General features: G+C 63.6%; 20 protein-coding genes. 10 read left to right on the top strand and 10 right to left on the bottom strand.

Annotated elements, in window-relative coordinates:
- The first annotated feature begins 59 nt into the window (after window positions 1–59).
- The 4 genes from C2L65_RS20500 to C2L65_RS20485 all read left to right on the top strand — a co-directional run bounded on the left by C2L65_RS20500 (window position 60) and on the right by C2L65_RS20485 (window position 4,328).
- Window positions 60–1,820 carry a cytochrome c biogenesis protein DipZ gene (locus C2L65_RS20500; protein ID WP_042315821.1) on the top strand — a complete coding sequence of 587 codons (1,761 nt, stop codon included), beginning with the start codon at window positions 60–62 and terminating at the stop codon, window positions 1,818–1,820.
- Window positions 1,821–2,127: 307 nt separating this feature from the next.
- Window positions 2,128–2,454 carry a DUF4148 domain-containing protein gene (locus C2L65_RS20495; RefSeq protein ID WP_042315822.1) on the top strand — a complete coding sequence of 109 codons (327 nt, stop codon included), beginning with the start codon at window positions 2,128–2,130 and terminating at the stop codon, window positions 2,452–2,454.
- Between the two features lie 109 nt (window positions 2,455–2,563).
- Window positions 2,564–3,343, top strand: a complete 780-nt coding sequence (locus C2L65_RS20490) for an alpha/beta fold hydrolase (RefSeq protein WP_042315823.1) — start codon at window positions 2,564–2,566, stop codon at window positions 3,341–3,343.
- A 16-nt stretch (window positions 3,344–3,359) separates the two neighbouring features.
- Window positions 3,360–4,328: a quinone oxidoreductase family protein gene (locus C2L65_RS20485; RefSeq protein ID WP_042315824.1), complete on the top strand. Its 969-nt coding sequence runs from the start codon at window positions 3,360–3,362 to the stop codon at window positions 4,326–4,328.
- On the opposite strand, the gene C2L65_RS20480 is transcribed toward C2L65_RS20485, so the two are convergent.
- The gene (locus C2L65_RS20480; RefSeq protein ID WP_042315825.1) at window positions 4,325–5,095 is read right to left on the bottom strand and encodes a response regulator; all 771 of its coding nucleotides are present in this window, start codon (window positions 5,093–5,095) and stop codon (window positions 4,325–4,327) included. The two genes, C2L65_RS20485 and C2L65_RS20480, sit on opposite strands and share 4 nt — an antisense overlap.
- Window positions 5,096–5,431: 336 nt before the next feature.
- Here C2L65_RS20480 and C2L65_RS20475 point away from each other — a divergent pair, with 336 nt between their 5' ends.
- The gene (locus C2L65_RS20475) at window positions 5,432–6,361 is read left to right on the top strand and encodes a LysR family transcriptional regulator (protein WP_174485113.1); all 930 of its coding nucleotides are present in this window, start codon (window positions 5,432–5,434) and stop codon (window positions 6,359–6,361) included.
- An 891-nt stretch (window positions 6,362–7,252) separates the two neighbouring features.
- Here the strand turns inward: C2L65_RS20475 and C2L65_RS20470 are convergent.
- The 3 genes from C2L65_RS20470 to C2L65_RS20460 are packed head-to-tail and all read right to left on the bottom strand — an operon-like array spanning window position 7,253 to window position 11,073.
- Window positions 7,253–9,487: a xanthine dehydrogenase family protein molybdopterin-binding subunit gene (locus tag C2L65_RS20470; protein WP_042316277.1), complete on the bottom strand. Its 2,235-nt coding sequence runs from the start codon at window positions 9,485–9,487 to the stop codon at window positions 7,253–7,255.
- A gap of 23 nt (window positions 9,488–9,510) precedes the next feature.
- Window positions 9,511–10,512 (bottom strand): FAD binding domain-containing protein, encoded by a 1,002-nt coding sequence (locus C2L65_RS20465; protein WP_042316276.1) that lies wholly within the window; start codon window positions 10,510–10,512, stop codon window positions 9,511–9,513.
- Between the two features lie 9 nt (window positions 10,513–10,521).
- Window positions 10,522–11,073: a (2Fe-2S)-binding protein gene (locus tag C2L65_RS20460; RefSeq protein WP_042316273.1), complete on the bottom strand. Its 552-nt coding sequence runs from the start codon at window positions 11,071–11,073 to the stop codon at window positions 10,522–10,524.
- Between the two features lie 361 nt (window positions 11,074–11,434).
- Here C2L65_RS20460 and C2L65_RS20455 point away from each other — a divergent pair, with 361 nt between their 5' ends.
- On the top strand, window positions 11,435–12,448 hold the full coding sequence (locus C2L65_RS20455) for a hypothetical protein (protein WP_042316272.1): 1,014 nt from the start codon (window positions 11,435–11,437) through the stop codon (window positions 12,446–12,448).
- A gap of 13 nt (window positions 12,449–12,461) precedes the next feature.
- Here C2L65_RS20455 and C2L65_RS20450 read toward each other — a convergent pair whose 3' ends face one another.
- The 6 genes from C2L65_RS20450 to C2L65_RS20425 all read right to left on the bottom strand — a co-directional run bounded on the left by C2L65_RS20450 (window position 12,462) and on the right by C2L65_RS20425 (window position 20,561).
- On the bottom strand, window positions 12,462–13,631 hold the full coding sequence (locus C2L65_RS20450; RefSeq protein WP_042316270.1) for an enoyl-CoA hydratase/isomerase family protein: 1,170 nt from the start codon (window positions 13,629–13,631) through the stop codon (window positions 12,462–12,464).
- Window positions 13,628–14,425 carry an enoyl-CoA hydratase gene (locus C2L65_RS20445; protein ID WP_042316269.1) on the bottom strand — a complete coding sequence of 266 codons (798 nt, stop codon included), beginning with the start codon at window positions 14,423–14,425 and terminating at the stop codon, window positions 13,628–13,630. The genes C2L65_RS20450 and C2L65_RS20445 overlap by 4 nt, the downstream gene beginning before the upstream one ends.
- The gene (mmsB, locus tag C2L65_RS20440; RefSeq protein ID WP_042316267.1) at window positions 14,422–15,318 is read right to left on the bottom strand and encodes a 3-hydroxyisobutyrate dehydrogenase; all 897 of its coding nucleotides are present in this window, start codon (window positions 15,316–15,318) and stop codon (window positions 14,422–14,424) included. Before mmsB ends, C2L65_RS20445 begins: the two co-directional genes overlap by 4 nt.
- A gap of 751 nt (window positions 15,319–16,069) precedes the next feature.
- Window positions 16,070–17,599 (bottom strand): CoA-acylating methylmalonate-semialdehyde dehydrogenase, encoded by a 1,530-nt coding sequence (locus C2L65_RS20435; protein ID WP_042316262.1) that lies wholly within the window; start codon window positions 17,597–17,599, stop codon window positions 16,070–16,072.
- 54 nt (window positions 17,600–17,653) lie between these two features.
- Window positions 17,654–19,360 (bottom strand): AMP-binding protein, encoded by a 1,707-nt coding sequence (locus tag C2L65_RS20430; RefSeq protein ID WP_042316260.1) that lies wholly within the window; start codon window positions 19,358–19,360, stop codon window positions 17,654–17,656.
- A gap of 67 nt (window positions 19,361–19,427) precedes the next feature.
- Window positions 19,428–20,561, bottom strand: a complete 1,134-nt coding sequence (locus C2L65_RS20425; protein WP_042316259.1) for an acyl-CoA dehydrogenase family protein — start codon at window positions 20,559–20,561, stop codon at window positions 19,428–19,430.
- Between the two features lie 264 nt (window positions 20,562–20,825).
- Here C2L65_RS20425 and C2L65_RS20420 point away from each other — a divergent pair, with 264 nt between their 5' ends.
- The 4 genes from C2L65_RS20420 to C2L65_RS20405 all read left to right on the top strand — a co-directional run bounded on the left by C2L65_RS20420 (window position 20,826) and on the right by C2L65_RS20405 (window position 24,860).
- Window positions 20,826–21,902 carry an AraC family transcriptional regulator gene (locus C2L65_RS20420; RefSeq protein WP_042316258.1) on the top strand — a complete coding sequence of 359 codons (1,077 nt, stop codon included), beginning with the start codon at window positions 20,826–20,828 and terminating at the stop codon, window positions 21,900–21,902.
- 85 nt (window positions 21,903–21,987) lie between these two features.
- Window positions 21,988–23,643 (top strand): NfeD family protein, encoded by a 1,656-nt coding sequence (locus C2L65_RS20415; RefSeq protein ID WP_103254593.1) that lies wholly within the window; start codon window positions 21,988–21,990, stop codon window positions 23,641–23,643.
- Entirely contained in the window at window positions 23,640–24,419 is a 780-nt protein-coding gene (locus tag C2L65_RS20410) for a slipin family protein (RefSeq protein WP_042316257.1), read from the top strand. The genes C2L65_RS20415 and C2L65_RS20410 overlap by 4 nt, the downstream gene beginning before the upstream one ends.
- A 189-nt stretch (window positions 24,420–24,608) precedes the next feature.
- Window positions 24,609–24,860 carry a DUF4148 domain-containing protein gene (locus C2L65_RS20405; RefSeq protein WP_036001118.1) on the top strand — a complete coding sequence of 84 codons (252 nt, stop codon included), beginning with the start codon at window positions 24,609–24,611 and terminating at the stop codon, window positions 24,858–24,860.
- Window positions 24,861–24,964 lie beyond the last annotated feature (104 nt).

Here is a 24,964-nt window from a genome sequence, read left to right as displayed (position 1 = left end):
GACATGCGCTGCGTGCAGACCGGTTGAATCAACCGTTTCCGGATCAGGAGGTCGATTCCATGTTACTCATCGTCATTGCGTTTCTGGGCGGGGTGCTCACCATCCTGAGCCCATGTATCCTGCCCGTCGTGCCATTTGTCTTCGCCCGTTCCGACAAGCCGTTCGTGACGGGCCGGCTGCCGTTGCTGCTCGGCCTGGCAATCACGTTCGCGCTCGTTACGGGCGTCGGCATTGCCGGCCTGAGCGGGGCCGCGCAACTGAACCACTACGGGCGGTGGGTGTCGCTCGCGCTGTTCGGCGTGTTCGGCGCATCGCTGCTGTTCCCGACGCTGTCGGCGCGTCTGTCGCGCCCGTTCTTCGGGATCGGCAACCGCGTCGCCGCGCTGTCGCAAATGCGCGGCACGCGTTTCCAGATCGGCTCCGCGCTGCTGCTCGGCGTGGCGACGGGCTTGCTGTGGGCGCCTTGCGCGGGCCCGATTCTCGGCCTGATTCTCACGGGCGCCGCGCTGCATGGCGCGACCTGGGCGACGGCGGCGGCACTGACCGCGTACGCGCTCGGCGCGGCGAGTTCGCTCGCCGTCGTGTCGGGGCTCGGCAAGCAGGCGCTCGACGGACTCAAGCGGTCGCTCGGTCTCGGCGAGCGCGTGCGCCGCGCGATGGGCGCGCTGGTGCTGTTGAGCGTCACGGCCATCGGCTTCGGTTTCGATACACGCGCCCTCGCGCAGTTGCCGTCGGCATCGACGACGGGCGTCGAGAGCCGGCTGGTCGGCCTGCTTGGTTCCGACCACACGCAACAGCCGCGTACGCTGAAGCCGCACATCCAGCGCATCAGCGCGAAGGTGCCGTCCGCGCTTCCCGTCGAAGGCCATCTGCCTTCGCTCGATGGCGCCGAGAGCTGGATCAACTCGCCGCCGCTCACGAGCGACGCGTTGCGCGGCAAGGTCACCGTCGTCAACTTCTGGACGTATTCGTGCATCAACTGCCTGCGCACGCTGCCGTATCTGAAGACGTGGTCGGACCGCTATCGTAACGATGGTCTCGTGGTGGTCGGCGTGCATACGCCGGAGTTCGCCTTCGAGCACGATCCGTCGAACGTGAAGCGCGCCGTAGCCGACCTCGGTGTGCGCTACCCCGTCGCGATCGACAACGGCTACAAGATCTGGCAAGCGTTCGGCAATCAGTACTGGCCGGCGTTCTATATCGTCGATGCAGAAGGTCGCATCCGCTATCACCATTTCGGCGAAGGCGGCTATGCCGAAGCCGAGAAGGTGATCCAGCAGTTGCTGGCAGAGTCGGGACACACGACGCAGGCGCGCGATCTGCCGCCCATTCAGGGCGCCGGCGCGCAGGCGGCCGCGGATAACCCGAATGCCGAATCGGGCGAGACCTATGTGGGTTATCAGCAGGCTCGTGGCTTTGCATCGCCGGAAGACCTCCGGCCCGACGACGTCGCCGCGTACACCGTGCCGTCGCAATTGCAGCTCAATAGCTGGGCATTCGGCGGGAAGTGGATCGTGGGCGGCGAAGCGGCCGTGCTGGACGACGCGCATGGACGCATCGCCTATCGCTTCCATGCACGCGACCTGCATCTCGTGCTCGGCCCCGGCGTGAATGGCAAGCCCGTGCGCTTTCGCGTGACGATCGACGGCGCGGCTCCCGGCGACTCGCATGGCGCCGATGTCGCCGCCGACGGCAGCGGCGTCGTGACGAGCGCCCGCCTGTATCAACTCGTTCGTCAGCACGACGCCGTGCGCGACCGGACCTTCACGATCGAGTTTCTCGATCCGGGCGTGCAGGCCTTCTCGTTCACGTTCGGCTGACACCTGGCGGCATCGCTTCAGGCAACGCCACTGCGCTTTCGCGGCGCGGTGGCGTTTGTCATTGGCAACCCGCTGCCCGAGATTTGTACCGAAATGTATATATCCGCGATAGAGAAATACTGGCTTACATTCCGGCGGATTCTGGAAACAAGCCAGATACGTGAGCGGGTTCAAATAACGACACGCAAGGTTGATTCATGACAGTGCGACTGACCGGGCGAGAAAGCATCGCGAATGCAATGCGCAAAGCGCGATGACCGCCCGGAATGACATCAACGCAGACCCGCTTCACTACTGGAGAATACTCATGAAACTCGTTCAATCCCTCATCGTTGCAGCCTTGATCGCCGCTCCCGCTGTGTCGTTCGCGCAGTCGAACCAGCCCGTGACCCGCGCCCAGGTGCGCGCCGAGCTGGTCCAGTTGCAACAGGCCGGCTATAACCCGGCGAGCGACAACACGCAATATCCGAAGAACATCGAAGCCGCGCTGTCGCGTATTCAGGCTGAAAACGGTGCTGCGTATGGCGGCGTCGCAGCGGGTCAATCGAACTCGGGCACGCATCGCGACACCGCGCAAACGCCCGCTCCGCAGCAGGACGTGCTCGGTCTGGAACCGATCTACGCGCACTCGTGATTGTCGCGGCTCCGTTGCCGATGCGTGCATGCGCATGCGTCGCAACGGAGCGCCCAACTGACGCAGCAGAAAAACATTCATCGATAACGCGGTACTCAGGGGCAACACAATGACAAGAAGCTTCAGGACCATCCTCGCGTTCGCCACGATGCTGTGCGGACTTTTCGCGCTGCAGGCTGCGCACGCGGCCCCGCCAGCCGACCTCAAAGGCACCAATGTCGTTCTCGTACACGGCGCATTCGCCGACGGATCGAGCTGGAACCGCGTGATCCCGTTACTCGAAGCACATGGGCTGCACGTCGTCGCGGTGCAGAATCCGTTGAGTTCGCTCGCCGACGATGTCGCGGCAACGAAGCGCGTCATCGATCAGCAGACAGGACCTGTCGTGCTGGTCGGTCATTCGTGGGGCGGCGTGGTCATCAGCCAGGCGGGCAACGACGACAAAGTGAAGTCGCTCGTCTACGTCGCAGCCTTCGCGCCCGACGCCAACCAGTCGATCGCCGACATCACGCAAGGCATGAAGCCGCCAGCATGGGCGAATGAACTGCAAAAGGATTCGGCCGGCTATCTGACGCTGTCGGACAAGGCCGTGCGCGACGACTTCGCGCTTGATCTGCCCGCAAGCCAGCAGCGCATCGTCGCCGCGACGCAAGGACCGTGGTTTTCCGGCAGCCTGAACGACAAGGTGACGCAGGCCGCCTGGCACGAGAAGCCGTCGTACTTCGTGATTCCCGGCCGCGACAAGATGATCGATCCGCATCTGCAGGCGAAGATGGCGACGCAGATCCATGCGAAGGTGACGCGCGTCGACGCGAGCCACGTCGCGATGCTGAGCCAGCCCGAGGCCGTCGCCAACGCGATTCTCGCGGCAGCGCGCAACGCACACTAAGGCAGAGGCGCACGACATGAAGACCATCATGATGGACGGTCCGGGAGGGCCGGAGAAGCTTCGGCTGGTCGAATGCGACGAACCTGTTGCTGGCCCGGGCGAAGCCGTCGTCGAAGTGGATGCCGCCGGCGTCAACTTCATGGACATCGGCGTGCGGCGCGGCGGCATCTGGTCGACGATGGCGAATCCGAAACCGCTGGGCGTCGAAGGCGCGGGACGGGTGTCGAGCGTCGGCGACGACGTTGCGGATATCCGGCCGGGACAGCGTGTCGCGTGGGTCTATGCGCCCGGCAGCTACGCGCAGCGTATTGCGATATCCGTTGCATCGCTCGTCCCCATTCCCGATGCGATCGATCACACCACCGCCGCCGCCGTGATGATGCAGGGCCTCACGGCCAGTCACTTCGCGACGGACTTCTACCCTGTCCGCCAGGGCGACATCGCGCTGGTGCATGCGGCAGCGGGCGGCCTCGGGCTGTTGCTCACGCAGATCATCAAACTGCGCGGCGGCATGGTGATCGGCCGCGTGTCGCATGAAGACAAGATCGAAGCCGCGCGGCAAGTGGGCGCCGATCATGTGATCGTCGACAGCGAAGGCCGGTTCGCCGATGAAGTCATGCGCGTCACCGACGGCGAAGGCGTGCATGTCGTCTACGACGGTTCGGGACCGGCAACGTTTCAAGGCTCGCTTGCATCGCTGCGGCGCTCGGGCACGTTCTGCTGGTATGGACCGGTGCTGGGCGCGGCCGGCCCGCTTCATATCATGAGCCTGCCGAAGAGCATCAAGATCGGCTACGCGACGTTCGCCGATCACGTCCACACCCCTGCCCTGCTGCGCGCGCGTGCAAAGCAATTGTTCGACTGGATCATCGCGGGCGTGCTCGACGTGCGGATCGGCGGCGTTTATCCGCTTGCGGATGCTGCGCGTGCGCACGCCGACATGGAGAGCCGCAGGACCACGGGCAAGCTGCTGCTGATTCCCTAGGCGATGCAGTTCATCACAGGCGCATGCGAAATATGGCTTTCGACACGCATCACCGCTGCCGAAAACAGATAGCCTTCATTGCGCAGCGTCTTGATGTAGCGGCCGTCGCGCACGCCGTCCTGCAGCCGTTGACGCACACGGCTCACGAGCAGATCGATCGAACGGTCGAGCAGGTCGGCGTGACGGCCTTGCGTCAGGTTCAGCAACTGGTCGCGCGTGAGCACGCGGTTCGGATGATCGAGGAACACTCGCAACAGCCGATACTCCGCTCCGCTCAACGCGACCACCGTGCCTTCGGGATCGAGCAGACGGCGCGCCGCCGTATCGAGCCGCCACTCGCCGAAGCGCAGCACGGTGGCCGATTCCGCGACGCGCATGCCGGGCGGCAGCATGTTCGTGCGGCGCAGGACGGCGCGAATGCGCGCCAGCAGTTCGCGGATTGCAAACGGCTTGGACAAAAAGTCGTCGGCACCCAGTTCGAGGCCGACGATGCGATCCGCTTCGTCGTGACGCGCGGACAGCATGACAACAGGTATCGCGTGAAATTCGCCTGCGCGCAATTCGCGGCACAGCGACAGGCCGTCCGCATCCGGCAACCTCGCGTCGAGGACGATGAGATCGGGCGTGTCGCGCGCGAGCGCCGCGCGCATGTCGCGCCCGCTGGACGCGTGCGATACCCGCATGCCGTTGCGTTGCAGATGGATGGCGACGAGTTCGCGGATATCACGATCGTTATCGACGATCAACACGTGTTCGAGCTTCTTCATGACGGGTCCAACGACTGCGGCTACGACAAGGCGCGCTGCTTCCGGCTCGCACTGACGGCGCGACCGTGCTGATAGCAGCACGGTCGTCGCCTTCGTACGCGCATGTATCCGGCCCACACCCGCCGATACAAAACACTGCCTGCGAGCCACTTCAAGACATGTGACGGATACATGCCGCTGCTCAAATGAGCAACGTCGACACGCGTCACGCCGGCCACCGGGTGCGGGTTAATGTGCCGCGCATGGTGGCAGGAACGCATCGTTGACACAACAGCAACTGTGCTCACTCTCTGTTGCCCTATGGGCAACACTTGAGATTTCATGGGTCTGACAACGATGCGAACAATCAATCACCAGCGCCTGAGATATTTCTACGCGGTCCTGACGCAAGGATCGATTCGCGGCGCCGCCGACGACATGAACACGTCGCCGTCGGTCATCACGCGGCAGATCCGGCTGCTCGAAGACGAACTGGGCGTCAGGCTGTTCGAGCGCGGAGCCAGAGGTGCGCGGCCGACGGAACCGGCGGCGCATCTGCTGGAGTTCTGGGAGGGCTGCCAGTCGCAGCAGGAGAAACTCGAAGACCAGTTACATGCATTTCGCGGCCTGCGTCATGGGCGGGTGCAGTTGGCTGTGAGCGAAGGTTTCGTCGATACATTGACCGAGGATGTGCTCGCGCCGTTCTGCGCGAAGTATCCCGCGCTGACGATCGAGATGAGCATGCTGGCTCGCGATGGGATTGTCGAAGAGGTGGCTGAAAGCCGGGCGCATATCGGGCTGGCGTATAACCCGCCGCCGCATCCGCGGCTTGAGTGTCTTGCGAGTTCGGTTCAGCGGGCGGTTTTGCTGATGCGGCGGGAGCATCCGCTTGCGATGCGCAAGCGTGCCGCTACCGTTCAGGATTTGCGGGCGTTTCCGCTGGCGTTGATGCCGCAGACGTTTGGGATCGGACACGCGGTGAAGATGCTCGAAGTTGCCGAAGGCGTGCAGATCGAGCCGGCGGTGACGAGTAATTCGCTTGCTGTGCTTAAACGGATGGTTGCGGTGGAGAACTTTGTTACGTTGATTGGGGAGTTTGCGGCGCGGCGTGAAGTGGCAAGCGGTGAGCTTACGACGGTGCCCGTCGATCATCCTGTTTTTCAGAGTACGCACGCGCGGTTGATCGTGAAGGCGGGGCGTTTGCTTACGCCTGGGCCGATGGAATTGCTCAAGTGGATTCAGCGGAGGCTTTCTGTGTTTTCGGTGGAAGGTGTCCACATGTCGTAGTGGTGGTTTTTTTGTCTGCGACTGCTGGATGGGTTTGGTTTGTACGCTGCGCGGGCATCCGGTTTGGTTTTTTGTTTTTACGCGTGGTCGAGGCTTCGTGGCGCGGGCGGTTTGGTTTGCTTGTGTTTGCGCTGGCATCCGCGATTTGTTAGCGTGCTTCATGCGTCGCCCCTGTGCGGGGCGGCACCTACTTTTCTTTGCCGCCGCAAAGAAAAGTAGGCAAAAGAAAGCGGCTCACACCGCTAATTCTTGTTCCTGCCTGAGGGCCCTCAACCGGTCTTACGCTTCATACGGCAATCACGTGACTCATCTTTGTTGCCAGCGCCCTTGCGCTGCGCCTCACCCGCTTCATGCACCCGCGTTGCGGCACGCCGTACCGGATATTCCACCGCCGCCCAGGTGGCAAACTGTGTGTAGGCCGTAGTACTCCACACGCCTCACTTCGGTCCGATAGTACACGCGCCCCACTATGTAAGAGCGCTAACGTGTACGACGCGACAACCTACACACAGTTTGCCACCTGGGCGGCACTAACCGTTCGCTGCCGTTAGCAGTTATGCGGGCGGTTGAAGCGGGTGAGGCGTTTATTCGAAGCGTTGGCAACGCGCGCCAATAGAGATGTTGCCGTGTGAAGCATAAGACCGGTTGGGGTCCCTCAGGCAAACACAAGGGCTGGCGGTGTGAGCCGCTTTCTTTTGCCTACTTTTCTTTGCGGCGGCAAAGAAAAGTAGGTGCCGCCCCGCACAGGGGCGACGCGTGAAGCACGCTAACAAATCGCGGATGCCAGCGCAAACACAGGCAAACCAAACCGGCCGCGCCACCAAGTCAAAGCACGGAAGCCAGCCCGCACCCACAAGCAGCCCAAACCGCCCGCGCCGCGAAGGCGCCAAACTAAGCCCTCTCTAAAAGCAAATCCTCAATCATCACCGGCAACCTCCGCACTCTGACACCCGTCGCATGATGCACAGCATCCGTAATCGCCGCCGCGACCCCAGCAAGCCCGATCTCGGCAATCCCCCGAGCGCCCAGCTCGTTAAACACAGGATCGGGATAATCCAGAAACGTCACATCGAGCGCCGGCATATCCGCATGCGAAGCGACAATATAGTCAGCAAGATTGCTATTGATCGGCGCACCGCTTTGCGCGTCATACATCGTATGTTCGAAAAGGGCCATGCCAACACCCATCACCACAGCCCCTTCAATCTGATTGCGCCCGGCGCGCGGATTCAGAATCCGCCCCGCGTCGATCACCGTCACAATGCGGCTCACGCGCAACCGCGCCGTCTCCGGCTGCCACGTCACCTCAGCGAAATGCGCGCCATACGAGTAGATCGAATAGTGCTTCTTCAGCGGATCGTCGAAGCCGCCCTGCGCACTGCCCTTCCCCGACGCCGCATGCATCTTCGCGGCCTGCAGTATCTGTGCGAACGGTACGCCCTTCTCCGCCGCATCCGTCTTGCGAAACACACGTCCCGCCCCAAACGCGAGCGCCTCCTTGTCGGCACCCTTGAATGGCGACTCGTCGACAGCGGCAGCGCGCGCCAACACCATGTCCGTCGCCGCGCGCGCCGCCTGCAGCACGGCGGGAATCACGGAAGCCGTCGCCGCCGAGCCACCCGATATCGGCCCCACGGGCAGCATCGTATCGCCGAGCACGACTTCAATCTGGTCGAGCGGAATGCCCGTGTGCCCCGCGACCAGTTGCGCAAGGATCGTGTACGTGCCCGTGCCGATGTCCTGCGTGCCGCACACGACGCGCGCCGTACCGTCCGCGCGCAGATCGACGCTCGCCTCGGCGGAAAAACGCAGCCCCGGCCAACCGCATGCGCCGACGCCCCAGCCGAGTGTCAGCCCGTCGCGCGTCATCGAACCGACTTCGGACCTGCGCTGCGCCCAGCCAAACTTTTCCGCGCCCGTCGTCAGACACTCGACGAAATGCCGCGACGAAAACGGCAAGCCCGTCGATTCGTCGACCTTCGGCTCGTTCCTCAAACGGAATTCGACAGGATCGATGTCGAGCTTGCGCGCCAGTTCGTTCATCGACGATTCGAGCGCGTAGAGTCCCGGCACCGCGCCCGGTCCACGCATCGCGGTCGGCGATCCGACGTTGCGCCGAACGAGCCCCGAACTCACGCGCAGATTCGGCACGCTGTACAAAAACGGCGTGATCTCGCCGCAGCTTTCCTCGTAGTCGTCGGCGATCGCGGTGTGATTCACGTAGTCGTGGCGAATCGACGTGAGCTTGCCGCCGCGATCGGCAGAAAGGCGCATGCGCTGCTGCGTCGTCGGACGATGCCCGACGTTCTGGAACATCATCTTGCGGCTCACGACCAGCTTCACCGGCTGCCCCGTTTGCCGCGACGCAGCCGCCGCCAGCAGCGAGTGCGGCCACATCCACAACTTGCCGCCGAAGCCCGAGCCGAGATAGCGCGAGATCACGCGCACTTTCTCTTTCGGCAGGCCAAGCATCTGCATCAGCGTGCCCTGATGATTCGACACGGCCTGCGTGGTCTCGTAGAAGGTGTAGCCCTCGCCGTCCCACTGCGCGACGGTCGCGTGCAGTTCGATCGGGTTGTGCGTTTCGACGGGCGTCACATACGTCTCGTCGAGCGTCACTTCGCTCGTGTCGAATGCGGATGCCGCATCGCCGCGCTCGCTCTGGACATGCGGCTCGCCCTTCGCTTCGAGTTCGTCGCTGACGTCATGCGCCGTCTTTTCATAGCCGACTTTCACGGCGGCCGCGGCGTTGCTCGCCGCCTCGAAGGTCTCGGCAACGACAGCGGCCACGTACTGGCCGTAATAGCGGATCACGTCATCCTCGAACGGCGGACGCGCTTCGTCGACGAAACCCGTCTCCATCGAATTACCCGAAATACGATAGAAGCGGCCGATGTTGCCGCGATGCAGAACCACGCGAACGCCGGGCATCGCCTGCGCGGCGGCGAATTCGAGCGACGTGACACGGCCGCTCGCGATCGTCGCGCACACGGGCGCCGCGTACAGCATGTCGGGCAAGTCGATATCGGAGGTGTACTGCGCGCGTCCGCTCACTTTCAGCGGACCGTCGATGCGCGACTGCGGCTGCCCAATGATGGACAGCAAGGAATCGGACACAGTGGACATGGAAAGAAGTCCTCGAAAAAGTTTCAGACGGACTGCATGACCTGCGTCAATGCATGTATCAGGCAGCGCCTCGATAGTTCGATCTTGAAGCCGTTCTGGCTCTGCGCTTTCGCATTCGCGAGGGCGGCGTCGGCGGCGCGCGCGTAGCTCGCCGCATCGGGCACGGCGCCCGCGAGTTCGGCTTCGGCTTCGTGCGCGTGCCACGGCTTCGTGCCGACGCCGCCGAGCGCAACATGCGCGCGCGTGATGCGCCCGTCGGCCACATTGACGACGACAGCCGCCGATGCCAGCGCGAACTCATACGACGCGCGGTCGCGCAGCTTCAGATACAGCGAGCGACTGCCCGGAATCGGAGGCAACGTGACATGTGTGACGAGATCGCCCGGTTCGAGCACGGTTTCGCGCTCCGGCGTGTCGCCCGGCAGCAGGTAAAAATCGTCGATCGGGACACTGCGATCGCCCTTCGTTCCTTGAATCTGAACCGTCGCGCCGAGCGCCGTGAGCGCAACGTTCATGTCCGACGGATTGGTCGCGATACATGCATCGCTCGTACCGAGTATCGCCATCGTCCGGTTGAAGCCGGTGATCGCAGCGCAGCCGGAACCCGGCACGCGCTTGTTGCACGGCATCGCGGTATCGCGGAAGTAGACGCAGCGCGTGCGTTGCAGCAGGTTGCCGCCCGTCGTCGCCATGTTGCGCAACTGCGCGGACGCGCCCGCCAGCAGCGCCTGCGACAGCACCGCATACGGTTCGTGAATCAGCGGATGCAGCGCGAGGTCGGCGTTGCGCACGAGCGCGCCGATACGCACGCCGCCGTCGTCCGCTATTTCGACGCGATCGAGCGGCAAGCGGCTGATATCGACCACGCGCGCCGGTTTCTCCACATCGAGTTTCATCAGATCAAGAAGCGTCGTGCCGCCCGCGAGAAAGCGCACCTGCGCGCCCTGCTGCGCCGTTTGCGACGCGGCGCCTGCGACGATCGCGTCGCGCATGTCGTTGGCGCGCGAAAGCTGGAACAGTTCCATCGTGGCCTCCTAGCGCTTGCCGCGCACGGTCTGGATGGCCGTCACGATGTTCTGATAGGCGCCGCAGCGGCACAGGTTGCCGCTCATCGCTTCGCGCACGTCGGCGTCATCGGGGCCGATCGCTTCGTCGAGCAGCGCGACGGCCGACATGATCTGGCCGGACGTACAGTAGCCGCACTGATAACCGTCGCATTCGACGAACGCGGCCTGCATCGGATGCAGCGCATCGGGCTCGCCGATGCCTTCGATGGTCGTGATCGTGTCGCCTTCGTGCGTCGCCGCGAACGACAGACACGCGTTTTCGCGGCGGCCGTTCACGTGAACCGTGCATGCGCCGCACTGGCCGTGGTCGCAGCCTTTCTTCGTGCCCGTCAGATGCAGATGCTCGCGCAACGCGTCGAGCAAGGTCGTGCGTGGATCGAGCGCGAGCGCGTACGACGTGCCGTTCACGTTCAGTTCGACGGGAATCGTGACGCTCGACGACGGCTGTGCGTGCGGCGTGTCACCGGGTTGATTCGCTTCCTGCGGAGTGACTTCGGGTCGGGCGATGGTATGGGGCATCGGGAAATCTCCATGCAGCAATCGGAAGGGGACGATCGGAAGGAAGACGGTCGAATGCCAGATGGCGCGTACCACGATCGCGCGACACCGTCGCAACACCGTGGAGCACCGATGGACAAGGGAAAAGTATAGGCGCCGATCGTCAGCCGCGTTGGTGGCGTGCTTCGAGCCATCCGCGTTTCAAACATTCTGCGCTTGTGACCGGTCCATTCATCAGATCGGGATGACAGACCGATAACGCGAAGCAAGCGCGATACCTGGCCTCGCGCATGCCGCGCTGCAAAATTCCGTAACCGTTACATCTGCCCCTTACAGCGCACAAATCGCTTCATTCATTCAGAATGATTTTTATTCAAGGGGCATGTTTTTGAGCAATATGAAGAAGAACCCGCGCCACCGTCTGAAACCGTTGCTGCTGGTGGGTGCGGCTTGTGCGGCGCTGTCGGCCCGCAGCGCGTCGGCGCAGGAAATCGCGCTGTACGGCGGGTGGCTGCGAGGTGCCAGCACGAACACCTACTCATGGGCGATCGACTATACGGAAGGCTTTGGAAGATACGTCGCGGGCAGCATCACATGGCTGAACGAAGGCCATATGCCGGACCATCATCGCGATGGCCAGGCGGCGCAGATCTGGGGGCGTCTGCCGCTCGCGCAGAACCATTTCGTGTTTGCGCTCGGCGTCGGACCGTATCGTTACTTCGACACGGAAGCCGCCGAACAGGGCCAGGGCTACTCGAACACGCACGGCTGGGGCGGCCTGTTCAGCGCGCGGGCGACGTGGTACACGTCGCACCGCTGGACGACGAGCCTGCAGCTCAATCGCATACAGGTGTCGCGCGGACCTTCGACGACGGCCGTGCTGCTCGGCGTCGGCTATCAGCTCGACGCGCCCGACGAGCCGGGACCGCGCGCCAGGGCGCTGCCGCGTACGCACGACGTGACGAACAACGAAGTCACGGTGATGGTCGGAGAGACCATTCTCAACAGCCTCGAATCGCAGACGTCCATAGCCGAGTCGATCGAATACCGGCGCGGGCTCACGCATTGGCTCGACGGCACGCTCGGCTATCTGCATGAAGGCGACGGCCTGAAAGCGCGCCGCGACGGCCTCACCGCGCAGCTATGGCTGACGCGCGCGTTTCTCGACGATCACCTGACGCTCGGCTTCGGCGCGGGCGCGTACGCCGCGATCCATCACGGCCAGGACCCGGACGACCGCCCGACAGGCGACGGCATCCTGTCGGGCATTGTCTCGGCGTCGGCCTCGTATCGCTTCACGCAACGCTGGGCGGCGCGCGTGACGTGGAATCGCGTCGTCACGCGTTATAGCCGCGATACGGATGTGCTGATGGGTGGTATCGGATATCGGTTCTAGGCGCGATGCGCGTTCACGCCAGCGCTTGCTCCTCGCCAAGATCAGCCAAAGGATGCGCCTGCGCGCGCCACGGCGACGACAGGAAATGCCGCACGCGCTCGGGCCGCACTTCAGCCAGCGTCGCGGGCGCCCAGCGCGGCTTGCGGTCCTTGTCGACGAGATGCGCGCGCACGCCTTCGCTGAAATCGCCCTCTTCGATCGCGCGCGTGACGATACCCAATTCCATCCGGAAACATTCGGCGAGCGTCATCTGACGGCCGCGCAGCAACGCGTCGCGCGTGACGTACAGCATGGTCGGCGAATGCGACGTCAGCGCTTCATGCGTCGCTTGCAGCCACTGACGCACCTCGCGCTGGCCCATTTGGGGCGAATGCTCGCGCTCCAGATCCTGGCGCAGCGTCGCGACGATCCGCTCGACGCCCGAGCGCCGGTCGAAGTGCCGCAGGATCAGCTGCGTGAACGCGCCGAGCCCCGCGTGCGGGACGATGTTGCACGGCGGCTCGAATACGGTGCGCAAGGCGCGCAGCAGCTCGTCGGCGGCGACGTCGGCCGTTGCGATGCGCAACAGACGTTCCTCGAACGTATCGAGCCATTCGGACGGCACGCACAGATCCGCCAGCTGGAAGCGCAATGCCTCCGCACCCGACAGCGTCACGCCCGTCAGTCCGACGTACAGTTCGACCTCGGCGGGCATCACGCTCAGAAAACGCGTCGCGCCGACGTCGGGCAAAAAGCCGATGCGCGTCTCGGGCATGGCGATCTTCGTGCGCTCGGTGACGATGCGCAGCCGCGCCGCCTGGCCAAGCCCCATGCCGCCGCCCATCGTGATGCCGTCCAGCAGCGCGACAACGGGCTTCGGGAAGGTATGCAGCGCGTAGTCGAGCCGGTATTCGTCGATGAAGAACTGCTGCCAGTTCCTTTCGTTGCGCTGCCGCATGCCGTACAGCGCGCGCACGTCGCCGCCTGCGCAGAAACCTTTCGCGCCCGCGCCGCGCAGCACCACGGCGACGATCTCGCTATCGGTGCGGCAGCGCTCGATCAGCACGGCCAGTTCGCGCACCATCTCGTGCGACAGCGCGTTCAGCGCAGCCGGGCGGTTCAGCGTGACGATCGCGACGCGATTGACGACGCGAAACAGCACGTCGGGTTCGTGCATGCTTGCCTCTTTGAGAACGGCGTTCATCGCTGCGACTCCTTCGATTGCGCGCCTTGCCACTTCGGCGCGCGCTTTTCGAGGAACGCGTTGACGCCCTCGCGCTGATCGGCGCCGTCGAACAGATCGACGAAGCGCTCGCGCTCCACGGCCAACGCCGCCGTGCGCGGCACACCGTTGCGCGCCTGCTGGATCAGTTCCTTGCTGAACGTGACGGCCTGCGGGCTCAAGGCCGTAACGCGCGCCGCCATCTGCAGCGCGAATTCGCGCGCCGCGCCTTTCTCGACCACTTCTTCGACGAGCCCGATGCGCAGCGCCGTCGCCGCATCGACGCGTTCGCCCGTCAGCACGATGCGCTTCGCCCAGCCCTCGCCGACGAGCCACGGCAGCGTCTGCGTGCCGCAACCGCACGGCAGCAGGCCGACGGCCGTTTCCGGCAGCGCCATCACCGCGTGCTGCTCGGCAATGCGGATATCGCACGCGAGCGCGCATTCGAGCCCGCCGCCCATTGCATAGCCGTTGATCGCCGCGATCACGACGGGCCGCGCGTTTTGCAGCGTCTCGAACGCCGTGCCGAAGCGCGATGCTGCTTGTCGCGCGACTTCCTTGTTGCCGTCGGCGAAGGTGTTGAGATCGGCGCCCGCGCTGAAGAACTTCGGGCCGTCGCCCGTGATGACGATTGCGCGCACTTGCGCGTCGTTGTTCAGGCGTTCGATGGTGTGCTGAAGCTGCAATAGCCCTTCCGGTGTGAATGCGTTCGCTGGCGGGCGCTTCAGGGTCAGCACGGCGACGCTGCCGTCATGCGCGTGGTCGAGTTCGATCATGACGCGCCTCCGTCCTTGCGATATAGCTTGATCACCGCTGAGAAGTCGAGCTTGCCGGCGCCGTTCGTGCTCATGGTTTGATAGAGCTGTTGCGCGAGCGCGCCGAGGTAGACAGGTTGGCGCGCGAGCTTTGCGGCATCGGTGGCGAGTCCGAGGTCCTTGAGCATCAGGTCGGTGCCGAAGCCGCCTGTATAGCCGCGCGTCGACGGCGCGGTGTCGATGACGCCGGGGAACGGGTTGTAGGTGTCCGAGCTCCAGCAACGGCCCGTCGATGTGTTGATGATTTTGCCCAGTACCTGGGGGTCGATGCCGAGTTTTTCGCCGAGTGCCATCGCTTCGGACACGCCTGCCATCGTGATGCCCAGCACCAGGTTGTTGCAGATCTTTGCGACCTGGCCGGTCGAGGTATCGCCGCAGTGGACTATGTTTTTGCCCATTGCTGAGAGGATTGGCTTCACCTGTTCGTAGGTTTCTGCGGTGCTGCCGACCATGAATGTCAGTGTGCCGGATGTGGCGCCGCCTGTGCCGCCTGAGACTGGCGCGTCTACGAAGGTGTTTCCGTTTTGTGTCGCTAGGTCGGCGAAGGCTTTTACGCTGGCCGGGTCGATCGTGCTCGAGTCGATGATCGTTACGTTCTTCGCGATGCCCGCGAGGATGCCTTCTTCGCCTGTTAGCACTGCTCGTACATGCGCTGCCGCTGGGAGCATCGTGATGACGTATTCGACGTCCGTCGAGGCTTCTTTTGGGGTTTTTGCTGTTCTTGCGCCTGCTTGTTTCAGGGTTTCTAACGCTTGCGTGTTCAGATCGAAAACGCTTAGGGCGTGGCCCGCTTTCAGCAGGTTCAGCGCCATCGGCGCGCCCATGTTGCCTAGTCCTATGAAGCCGATTTTCATGTTCGCTCCTGTGGTTTTTTCTGCTATCGCGGTGTTTTGCTTTCTGCGCTGGCATCCGCAATTCGTTAGCTTGCTTCACGCGTCGCCCCTGTGCGGGGCGGCACCTACTTTTCTTTGCCGCCGCAAAGAAAAGTAGGCAAAAGAAAGCGGCTCACACCGCCAACATTTCTTCTTGCCTGAGGGCCCCCAAAGGGTCTTACACTTCACACGGCAATCACGTGACTCATCTTTGTTGCCAGCGCTCTTGCGCTGCGCCTCACCCGCTTCACGCACCCACGTCGCCGCATGCCATGCCAGATATTCCACCGCCGCCCAGGTGGCAAACTGTGTGTAGGCCGTAGTACTCCACACACCTCACTCCGGACCGATAGCACACGCGTTCCACCATGTAAGAGAGCCGAGCTATAAGCCGCGACAACCTACACACAGTTTGCCACCTGGGCGGCACTAACCGTTCGCTGCCGTTTGCAGTTATGCGGGCAGTTGAAGCGGGTGAGGCGTTTATTCAAAGCGTTGGCAACGAACGTGGGTCACGTGATTACCGTGTGAAGCGTAAGACCGGTTGGGGGCCCTCAGGCAATAACTAGCACTGGCGGTGTGAGCCGCTTTCTTTTACCTACTTTTCTTTGCGGCGGCAAAGAAAAGTAGGTGCCGCCCCACACAGGGGCGACGCGTGAAGCACGCTAACGCATCGCGGATGCCAACACCAAAAACAAGCAAACCACCCAGCGTCGCAGACAAACAAAAACCCTTATCGAAGGCTAATGGTCGTATTCACACCATCACTGACAGTGGCGTCATCAAACCATCTCGCGGTGACAGTCTTAGTCTGCGTATAAAACTGCACAACCTGCTTGCCGTAAGGCCCAAGATCCCCAAGCTTCGACCCACGAGACCCAGTAAAACTAAAAAACGGCACCGGCACGGGAATAGGAATATTGATCCCAACCTGCCCAACATCGATCTCGCTCTGGAACTTGCGCGCCGCCGCGCCGCTCTGCGTAAAGAGCCCCACACCATTGCCCATTGGATTGCTATTCACGAGCGCGATCGCATCATCCAGCGTCGGCACGGTCATCACACACAACACAGGCCCAAAGATCTCCGTCTTATAGACATCCATCTCAACCGAAACATCACTAAAGACCGTCGGCCCGATGAAATTACCCGCCTCGTAGCCAGGCACACCAACACCCCGCCCATCCAGCGCAAGCGTTGCACCCTCCTTCACGCCCGCGTCGATCAGACCAAGAACACGCTCCTTCGCAGCACGCGAAACCACAGGCCCAATATCCGTGCCAGCCTCATGACCGGCATTCACCTTCAACGTCTTCGCCTTCGCGACAAGCTCGGGTAACCACTCCTTCGACGCCCCCACCAGCACCACCACCGACGTCGCCATACACCGCTGCCCCGCCGCGCCAAAACCGGCACCCACCAGCGCATTCAGCGTCTGCTCGCGGTTCGCATCAGGCAACACGACAGCGTGATTCTTCGCGCCCATCATCGATTGCACACGCTTGCCGTGCTGGCTGCCCAGGTTGTACACATGCGTACCCACCGCCGTCGATCCGACAAACGAAATCGCCTTCACCAGCTCATGCGTACACAAGCCATCGACAACTTCCTTCCCGCCATGCACCACGTTCAACACACCCTTCGGCACGCCCGCTTCGATAGCCAACTCAACCAGTTGCATCGTCGATAGCGGGTCCTGCTCCGATGGCTTCAGCACGAATGTGTTGCCGCATACGATCGCCATCGGGAACATCCACAGCGGAATCATCGCCGGGAAGTTGAACGGCGTAATGCCCGCGCATACGCCAATCGGCTGGCGCAGCGTGTACGTGTCGACACTCCCCGCCACGTTCTCCGCGAACTCGCCCTGCTGCAGCGTGCCAATCGAACACGCATGCTCGACCACTTCGAGGCCACGGAAAATGTCGCCTTCGGCATCGGGCAACGTCTTGCCCTGCTCCGCCGTCAACGTCTTCGCAATGCGCGGCATGTGCTCGCGAATCAACGCCTGGTACTTCAGCATGATCCGCATGCGCGCGCCAATCGGCGTGTTCTTCCACGTCGCAAACGCGGCATGCGCGGAACGGATCGCCGCGTCCACTTCCGCTTTCGTCGCGAACGGCACGCGCGCCAGCACTTCCTGCGTCGCCGGATTCACGATGTCGCGCCACTCGGTCGCGCTCGACTCGACAAATTCACCGTTGATCAACAGCTTGACCGTGTCGACCTTGCGGTCAGCCAGAGTCGAAGGAATTGCGCTCATTCTGCATGTCTCCTGAAGTAGATATCGGTGGCTCGACTGTCGTTCAGTTCGGGCTCAGTTTCCGTTCCCATTGCGAAGCTCGGGGAAATCCTCTTCCCAGTACTCATCCTGCAGGCGCGCCGGCTCTGCCGTGCGCTCCAGTTCACGCCGCCTGAGTTCGACGCGGCGAATCTTGCCGGAGATCGTCTTCGGCAGATCGCTGAATTGCAGGCGGCGAATGCGCTTGTACGGCGCGAGCTTTTCGCGCGAAAAGCGGAATACGTCGCGCGCGAGTTCGGGACCCGCTTCGAATCCATGCCGAACAGTCACGAATGCCTTCGGCACCGACAAACGCAGCGGATCGTTGCTCGGCACCACGGCCGCTTCGGCAATCGCCTCGTGCTCGATCAGCACGCTCTCGAGTTCGAATGGACTCAGCCGGTAATCGGACGACTTGAACACGTCGTCCGAGCGGCCCACGTACACGAGATAACCATCGTCGCGCCGCATCGCCACGTCGGACGTGTGGTAGTAGCCGTTGCGCATTGCGTGTTCGGTGGCCTTTGCGTTGTTCGCGTAGCCCGTCATCAGGCCGAGCGGACGTGAGCCAAGTGGTAGCGCAATTTCGCCTTCCGTCACAGGATGATCGTCCGGATCGACGAGTTCGACGCGGTAGCCCGGCAACGGACGCCCCATCGAACCCGGCACGACAGGCTGCCCCGGCGGGTTGCCGATCTGGCAGGTGGTTTCCGTCTGCCCGTAGCCGTCGCGAATCACGATGTTCCAGGCATGCCGCACGCGTTCGATGATCTCCGGGTTCAGCGGCTCGCCCGCGCCGACGATCTCGCGAAGCTTCACGGGATACGACGCGAGCGGCTCCTGCACGAGCATGCGCCACACAGTGGGCGGCGCGCACAGCGTCGTGACGTTGTAGCGCACCAGCACGTCGAGCGTTTCTTTCGGCACGAAGCGCGCGAAGTTGTAGACGAACACGCACGCCTGCGCGTTCCACGGCGCGAAGAAGCAACTCCACGCGTGCTTCGCCCAGCCGGGCGAACTGATGTTCCAGTGGATATCGCCCGGTTGCAGGCCGATCCAGTACATCGTCGACAGATGGCCGACGGGATAGCTTTGGTGTGTGTGCTCGACCAGTTTCGGCTTCGACGTCGTGCCCGACGTGAAGTACAGCAGCATGGGATCGGTGGCGCGCGTGGCGCCGTCCGGCGTGAAGGTCGGCGATGATGCGTACGCGGCTGCGATATCCGTCCAGCCTTCGCGCGGCGCGCCAACCGAGATCCGCTTCAACGGCGTATCGAGCGCGTCGAACTTGCCCGTCTCCGCGCTATCGACCACCACGAAATTCGCGCCGCCGATCTGCACGCGGTCGCGCACGTCGTCCGGCGACAGTTGCGTCGTGGCGGGCAGCACGATCGCGCCGAGCTTCATCGCCGCGAGCATCACGTCCCACAACTCGACGCGGTTCGGCAGCATCAACAGCAGCCGGTCGCCGCGTCCCACGCCCAGTCCGCGCAGAAAATTCGCCATCCGCGACGAGCGCTCCGACATCTGCGCATACGAGAGCTTCAGCCCTTCTTGCGCCGGATCATCGACGATCCACAGCGCCGGATTGTCGTTCCCTCTCGCGACGACGTCGAAATAATCGAGCGCCCAGTTGAACTCCCCGAGTTCCGGCCATCTGAACTCGCTGTATGCGCGCTCATAGTCGGTGCGATGGCGCAACAACAGGTCGCGCGCGTCGAAAAAGCCTTGGGCTGCCGTCATCGTCGTCTCCATTGATGGCGCGTTTGCGCCCGGCGCGGGTGCGCTCTATTGGCGGATTATTCTGCGCTCAAACGTGCCGCGCGATAACCATTCTTTGTACTTCGCTCGTGCCTTCGTAGATTTGCGTAATGCGTGCATCGCGATAATGCCGCTCGACGGCGTAGTCCTCCAGATACCCATAGCCGCCGTGAATCTGAATCGCCTTCGAGCAAATCTCTTCAGCCATCTCTGACGCATACAGCTTCGCCTGCGATGCCTCCGACAGACACGGCCGCCCCGCGCTGCGCAGCCGCGCCGCGTGATGCACGAGCAGGCGCGCGGCGTTCAGGCGCGTCGCCATGTCGGCGAGCATATTGGCGATGGTCTGATGCTCCTTCAACGCCTTGCCGAACTGGACGCGCTCGTTCGCATACGCGCGTGCCGCATCGAAGGCCGCGCGCGCAATGCCGATCGCCTGCGCCGCGATGCCGATGCGTCCGCCTTCCAGATTAGACAGCGCGATGCGCAAGCCCTCGCCCGGCGCGCCGAGCAGATTCGCTTCGGGCACGGCGCAATCGTCGAGCGAAATCGGGCAGGTATCCGACGCGCGAATGCCGAGCTTGCTTTCGGGACGTCCAACGTTGAACCCCGGCGTATCCGTCGGCACGATAAAGGCCGAGATGCCTCGCTTGCCGGCGTCGGGATCGGTGACGGCGAATACGATCGCGATGCTGGCGCGCGCGCCGTTCGTCACGAACTGCTTGCTGCCGTTGATGATCCACTGGCCGTCGCGCAACACGGCGCGCGTGCGGATGTTGTTCGCTTCGCTGCCCGCATGCGGCTCGGTCAGGCAGAACGCGCCGATGCGCTTGCCCGTCGCGAGATCAGCGAGATAGCGGTCCTTTTGGGCGTCGGTGCCAAAGTTGAGGATCGGCCCGCAGCCGACCGAGTTGTGAACGCTCATCAGCGTCGCGCACGCGGCGCAGCCGGCGGCGATCTCTTCGAGCGCGAGCGCATACGCGATGTAGTCGGTGTACGAGCCGCCCCATTCGGGCGGCACGATCATGCCGAGAAAGCCCAGCTCGCCCATCTGCCCGACGACTTCCGCCGGCAACTTGCCGTCGCGGTCCCACTGCGCCGCGTTCGGCGCGAGGCGTTCGACCGAGAAGTCGCGCGCCGCGTCGCGGATCATCCGCTGCTCGTCGGTATAGAACTCGTCCATGTGTCTCGCTCCGTTTGTCTCTGCGCGCCTGCTGCACTGCACACATGGCGCGTCTGTTGAAACCCAGTTTAGGCGGCGCGAAAGCGGGATTCGATGCCGCGTCCGCTCAATTTTCGTGAGCGCATTTGCCATAACCGGATTTCGTGCGTGGCGCCGATACGGCAGAATGGCGGTTCCGGCAAGCGCTCGCGGCAATTCACGTGAGCGCATTTGCCAGAATTCATGAAACGCCCACTTCCGGGCTGCGCGAGGAACCTGGACCGGATGAAAACCGAAAGAGGCACGATCTCAGTGAGTCTCGTCGAAGAAACGCTGGCGCTCGCCCGCGCGCGCGGCGTCGACGTGCAGCCGATCGTCGAGGCGGCGGGCATCGCGCCGCAGGTGCTCGCGAGCCCGAAGAGCCGCGTGACGCCGGCGCAATACGGCGCGCTGTGGGCCAACATCGCAAGAACGCTCGACGACGAGTTCTTCGGCCAAGATACCCACGCGATGAAAAGCGGCAGCTTCATCGCCATGACGCAGATGGCGCTGACGGCGCGCAACGGCGGCCAGGCGCTCACGCGCGCCGTCAACTTCATGCGCCTCGTGCTCGACGACATGCGCGCGCAGATCGTCATGCGCGACGACCGCGTGCGCCTCGCATTCGCGCATCGCGACGGCGCGCCGCAACCGGCCATGTTTGCTTACGCAACGTACTTCATCCTTGTCTACGGACTCGTATGCTGGCTCGTCGGGCGGCGCATCCCGCTGATCGAGGCGCGCTTCAGCTGCGCCGAGCCGCCCGCCGCGCACGAGTACCGGCTGATGTTCTGCGATGACCTGTCGTTCGGGCAAAGCGAGTCGTATGTCGATCTCGCGCCGGACTTTCTGGAACTGCCCATCGTGCAGACCACGAGGTCCATCAAGCCTTTTCTGCGCGACGCGCCCGCGAGCTTCATCATCAAGTACCGCAATCCCGGCTCGCTCGCGGCGCGGGTGCGCAAGACGCTGCGCGCGCTACCGATGTCCGCCTGGCCCGGCTCCGACGAAATGGCGCAGCGCCTGCACGTCGCCGAGGCGACCATGCGGCGTCATCTGAAGCAGGAAGGCTATACGTACCAGTCGATCAAGGACGACTTGCGGCGCGACATCGCGATTTCGCAGTTGCAGCGCGGCGGCCAGTCGGTCGCCGACATCGCGGCGGCGCTCGGGTTTGCGGAGCCGAGCGCGTTTCACCGGGCGTTTCGCAAGTGGACGGGAATGCGGCCGGCGGATTATCGGGCGGTGAACGCGCATACGGCAGGCGCGCCCACGGCGGGCGCGGGTATCTCCCGCCGGGCGGAACGCGCGGAATCCGACTAAGCTTAAGACAGGCCAGCTCTTTTCAGGCCTGGCGCGCCGCCCTGCGAACGTGATCCGTCGCAGCGCGGCGCACCGGCCGTCGACGATGGGAACGTACCGGCTTCTACCGATCCGGCAAGCGGGTTCGCGACGCACGCCGCGCCGCGCGCGTGGCGCTTTCATGGCCGCCGCGCCCCGTGCCGCATGGGCTTGCGCTCCGCGCGTCATCCCCGGCGCGGCGGGAAGGCTGTTGCAGCGCGGGTTGCTGCTCGTTCTGGCATTCTGCGCCGCGGCAGCGTTTGTGCCTTCCGCCCACGCCGCGCCATCCTCCGTTGCGCCCGGCAGCGTGGTGGTGATTCCCGTCGCAGGCGCGATCAGCCCCGCCACCGCCGATTTCATCGTGCGCGGCCTCGCCCGCGCCGCCGACGATCACGCCCAGCTCGCCGTCCTGCAGCTCGACACGCCGGGCGGGCTCGACACGTCGATGCGGCAGATCATCAAGGCGATTCTCGCGTCGCCCATCCCCGTCGCGACGTATATCGCGCCAGGCGGCGCGCGCGCCGCGAGCGCAGGCACCTATATCACTTATGCAAGCCACATCGCGGCGATGGCGCCGGGCACCAATCTCGGCGCGGCGTCGCCCGTGCAGCTGGGCATCGGCGGCCAGGATGCGCCGAAACCCGGCCAGCCGCCCGCGTTGCCAGGCGCGACGCCTGCGTCCGGCCCGGCCCAGAAGGACAACGCCGCATCCGGCGCTCTCCCGCTAGACAGTCAATCGACGGAACTGCGCAAGCAGCTTCAGGACGCGCAGGCTTATATACGCGGCCTCGCGCAACTGCGCGGCCGCAACGTCGACTGGGCCGAGCGCGCGGTGCGCGAGGCGGTGAGCCTGTCGGCACGCGACGCGCTCGAGCAGAAGGTCGTCGACCTGATTGCCCGCGATATTCCCGACCTGCTCAGGCAGCTCGACGGCCGCACGTACGACACAGCCGCCGGCGCGAAGCATCTGACGACGGCGCACGCGCCCGTCGTGACGCTCGAGGCGGACTGGCGCAGCCGCTTCCTCGCCGTCATCACCGATCCGAACGTGGCCTTGATCTTGCTGATGATCGGCATGTATGGCCTGTTCTTCGAGTTCGCGAATCCCGGCTTCGTGCTGCCCGGCGTGGCGGGTGCGATCAGCCTGCTGCTGGGTCTGTTCGCGCTGCAATTGCTGCCCGTCAACTACGTGGGTCTCGGTCTGATCTTCCTCGGCCTGGCGTTTCTGATCGCCGAAGCCTTCCTGCCGACCTTCGGCACGCTGGGTTTCGGCGGCATCGTCGCGTTCGCAATCGGCGCGCTGATGCTGATCGATACCGACGTGCCCGGCTACGGCGTGCCGCTGCCGATGATCGCCGCCGTCATCGTATTCAGCGTGCTGTTTATCTTCGGCGTGTCGGGGATGGTGCTGCGTTCGCGGCGGCGGCCCGTGGTGACGGGCGCCGAGGCGATGATCGGCAGCATGGGCGTGGTGCTGGACGACGGCCTCGTCGCCGATACGGCGCAAGCGCGCGCCGACGGCTCGCGGGACAGCCCGCAAGACAGTCTTCTGCACGGCGAGCCTGACCGCGTCGGCTGGGCGCGCGTGCATGGCGAACGCTGGCGCGTGCGCAGCACTTCGCCGCTCGCGGCGGGCCACGCCGTGCGCGTGACGGCGCGGCGCGGCCTGATGCTTACCGTGGTTCCCGCAAGCAATCCATCACAAGAGGGAGAACACACATGATCGGTTTCACTTTCGGCTTCGGCAGCATCCTGATCATTCTGGCGATCGTGCTGGTCGCTTCGGCGGTGCGCGTGTTTCGCGAGTACGAGCGCGGCGTGGTGTTCATGCTCGGCCGCTTCTGGAAGGTCAAGGGACCGGGTCTCGTGCTGATCATTCCCGTCGTGCAGCAGGTGGTGCGGATGGATCTGCGCACCGTCGTGTTCGACGTGCCGCCGCAGGACGTGATCACGCGCGACAACGTGTCCGTCAAGGTCAATGCCGTCGTGTACTTTCGCGTCGTCGATCCGGAACGCGCGGTGATTCAGGTCGCGCGCTACTTCGAAGCGACCAGTCAGCTGTCGCAGACCACCTTGCGCGCGGTGCTCGGCAAGCATGAACTCGACGAATTGCTGTCCGAGCGCGAGCAGCTCAATACCGACATCCAGCGCGTGCTCGATGCGCAAACGGATGCGTGGGGTATCAAGGTATCGAATGTCGAGATCAAGCATGTCGATATCAACGAGACGATGATCCGCGCGATTGCGCGTCAGGCGGAAGCCGAGCGCGAACGCCGCGCAAAGATCATTCATGCCGAAGGCGAGTTGCAGGCGTCGGAGAAATTGCTGCAGGCGGCACAGATGCTTGCGCAACAGCCGCAGGCGATGACGTTGCGGTATTTGCAGACACTGACAACCATTGCCGCCGACAAGAATTCGACCATCGTGTTTCCGTTACCCGTCGACCTGTTGACGGCCGTGATCGATCGGATAGGCAAGCCTTCTCAGCATATGGGCTAGGCGACGGTCTGTCCGTGCGAATCCCGCTCAAACGTTCGAATGCGAAAGCGCTTGAGGCATGCATGAACCACGCCTCGAGCGCGGCCATAGATGCAAACTGAGCAATGGTTCATTTCAGTTACGGGCCTTACTCATTGCGAATGCAGAACCTAGAATAAAAGGGTCATCCTAACTTTTCAGGCCCTTGCCATGAAGCTGATTCCTCGTATGGTTCTGGGCGCGCTTATCGGCGTAGCAGCCGTATCGTCCGCATTTGCGCAGACGTCGCGCGTCTATGATCAGAACACACCCAAGACCCGCGCCGAAGTGAAAGCGGATCTCGTCGAATGGCGCAAGGCGGGCTACGATCCGCTCGACTGGATCAACTACCCGGCCAATGCGATCGCCGCAGGCCGCGTCGTCGCGCAGCGCCGCGCTCAGGCTCAAGGCACGCAACAGTAATATCGATGGACGCGTGACGCGCTCATTCGACGCGCGTCTCGCATTGCATTGTCCGTTGAAACGTTCAACGCGACTTCGCGCGCGGCCTTTGTCATGACATTACG

It is taken from the genome of Paraburkholderia terrae, assembly GCF_002902925.1.
In the GTDB taxonomy this organism is placed as follows: domain Bacteria; phylum Pseudomonadota; class Gammaproteobacteria; order Burkholderiales; family Burkholderiaceae; genus Paraburkholderia; species Paraburkholderia terrae.
Note: the sequence above shows the minus strand (reverse complement) of the source record. Positions and strands in the feature narration are given on the sequence as shown.

What these genes read in the sequence shown, in the direction of transcription:
- C2L65_RS20500 (WP_042315821.1), top strand. Translation starts at nt 60, where the DNA reads ATGTTACTCATCGTCATTGCGTTTCTGGGCGGGGTGCTCACCATCCTG.
- C2L65_RS20495 (WP_042315822.1), top strand. Translation starts at nt 2,128, where the DNA reads ATGAAACTCGTTCAATCCCTCATCGTTGCAGCCTTGATCGCCGCTCCC.
- C2L65_RS20490 (WP_042315823.1), top strand. Translation starts at nt 2,564, where the DNA reads ATGACAAGAAGCTTCAGGACCATCCTCGCGTTCGCCACGATGCTGTGC.
- C2L65_RS20485 (WP_042315824.1), top strand. Translation starts at nt 3,360, where the DNA reads ATGAAGACCATCATGATGGACGGTCCGGGAGGGCCGGAGAAGCTTCGG.
- C2L65_RS20480 (WP_042315825.1), bottom strand. Translation starts at nt 5,095, where the DNA reads ATGAAGAAGCTCGAACACGTGTTGATCGTCGATAACGATCGTGATATC.
- C2L65_RS20475 (WP_174485113.1), top strand. Translation starts at nt 5,432, where the DNA reads ATGCGAACAATCAATCACCAGCGCCTGAGATATTTCTACGCGGTCCTG.
- C2L65_RS20470 (WP_042316277.1), bottom strand. Translation starts at nt 9,487, where the DNA reads ATGTCCACTGTGTCCGATTCCTTGCTGTCCATCATTGGGCAGCCGCAG.
- C2L65_RS20465 (WP_042316276.1), bottom strand. Translation starts at nt 10,512, where the DNA reads ATGGAACTGTTCCAGCTTTCGCGCGCCAACGACATGCGCGACGCGATC.
- C2L65_RS20460 (WP_042316273.1), bottom strand. Translation starts at nt 11,073, where the DNA reads ATGCCCCATACCATCGCCCGACCCGAAGTCACTCCGCAGGAAGCGAAT.
- C2L65_RS20455 (WP_042316272.1), top strand. Translation starts at nt 11,435, where the DNA reads ATGTTTTTGAGCAATATGAAGAAGAACCCGCGCCACCGTCTGAAACCG.
- C2L65_RS20450 (WP_042316270.1), bottom strand. Translation starts at nt 13,631, where the DNA reads ATGAACGCCGTTCTCAAAGAGGCAAGCATGCACGAACCCGACGTGCTG.
- C2L65_RS20445 (WP_042316269.1), bottom strand. Translation starts at nt 14,425, where the DNA reads ATGATCGAACTCGACCACGCGCATGACGGCAGCGTCGCCGTGCTGACC.
- mmsB (WP_042316267.1), bottom strand. Translation starts at nt 15,318, where the DNA reads ATGAAAATCGGCTTCATAGGACTAGGCAACATGGGCGCGCCGATGGCG.
- C2L65_RS20435 (WP_042316262.1), bottom strand. Translation starts at nt 17,599, where the DNA reads ATGAGCGCAATTCCTTCGACTCTGGCTGACCGCAAGGTCGACACGGTC.
- C2L65_RS20430 (WP_042316260.1), bottom strand. Translation starts at nt 19,360, where the DNA reads ATGACGGCAGCCCAAGGCTTTTTCGACGCGCGCGACCTGTTGTTGCGC.
- C2L65_RS20425 (WP_042316259.1), bottom strand. Translation starts at nt 20,561, where the DNA reads ATGGACGAGTTCTATACCGACGAGCAGCGGATGATCCGCGACGCGGCG.
- C2L65_RS20420 (WP_042316258.1), top strand. Translation starts at nt 20,826, where the DNA reads ATGAAAACCGAAAGAGGCACGATCTCAGTGAGTCTCGTCGAAGAAACG.
- C2L65_RS20415 (WP_103254593.1), top strand. Translation starts at nt 21,988, where the DNA reads ATGGGAACGTACCGGCTTCTACCGATCCGGCAAGCGGGTTCGCGACGC.
- C2L65_RS20410 (WP_042316257.1), top strand. Translation starts at nt 23,640, where the DNA reads ATGATCGGTTTCACTTTCGGCTTCGGCAGCATCCTGATCATTCTGGCG.
- C2L65_RS20405 (WP_036001118.1), top strand. Translation starts at nt 24,609, where the DNA reads ATGAAGCTGATTCCTCGTATGGTTCTGGGCGCGCTTATCGGCGTAGCA.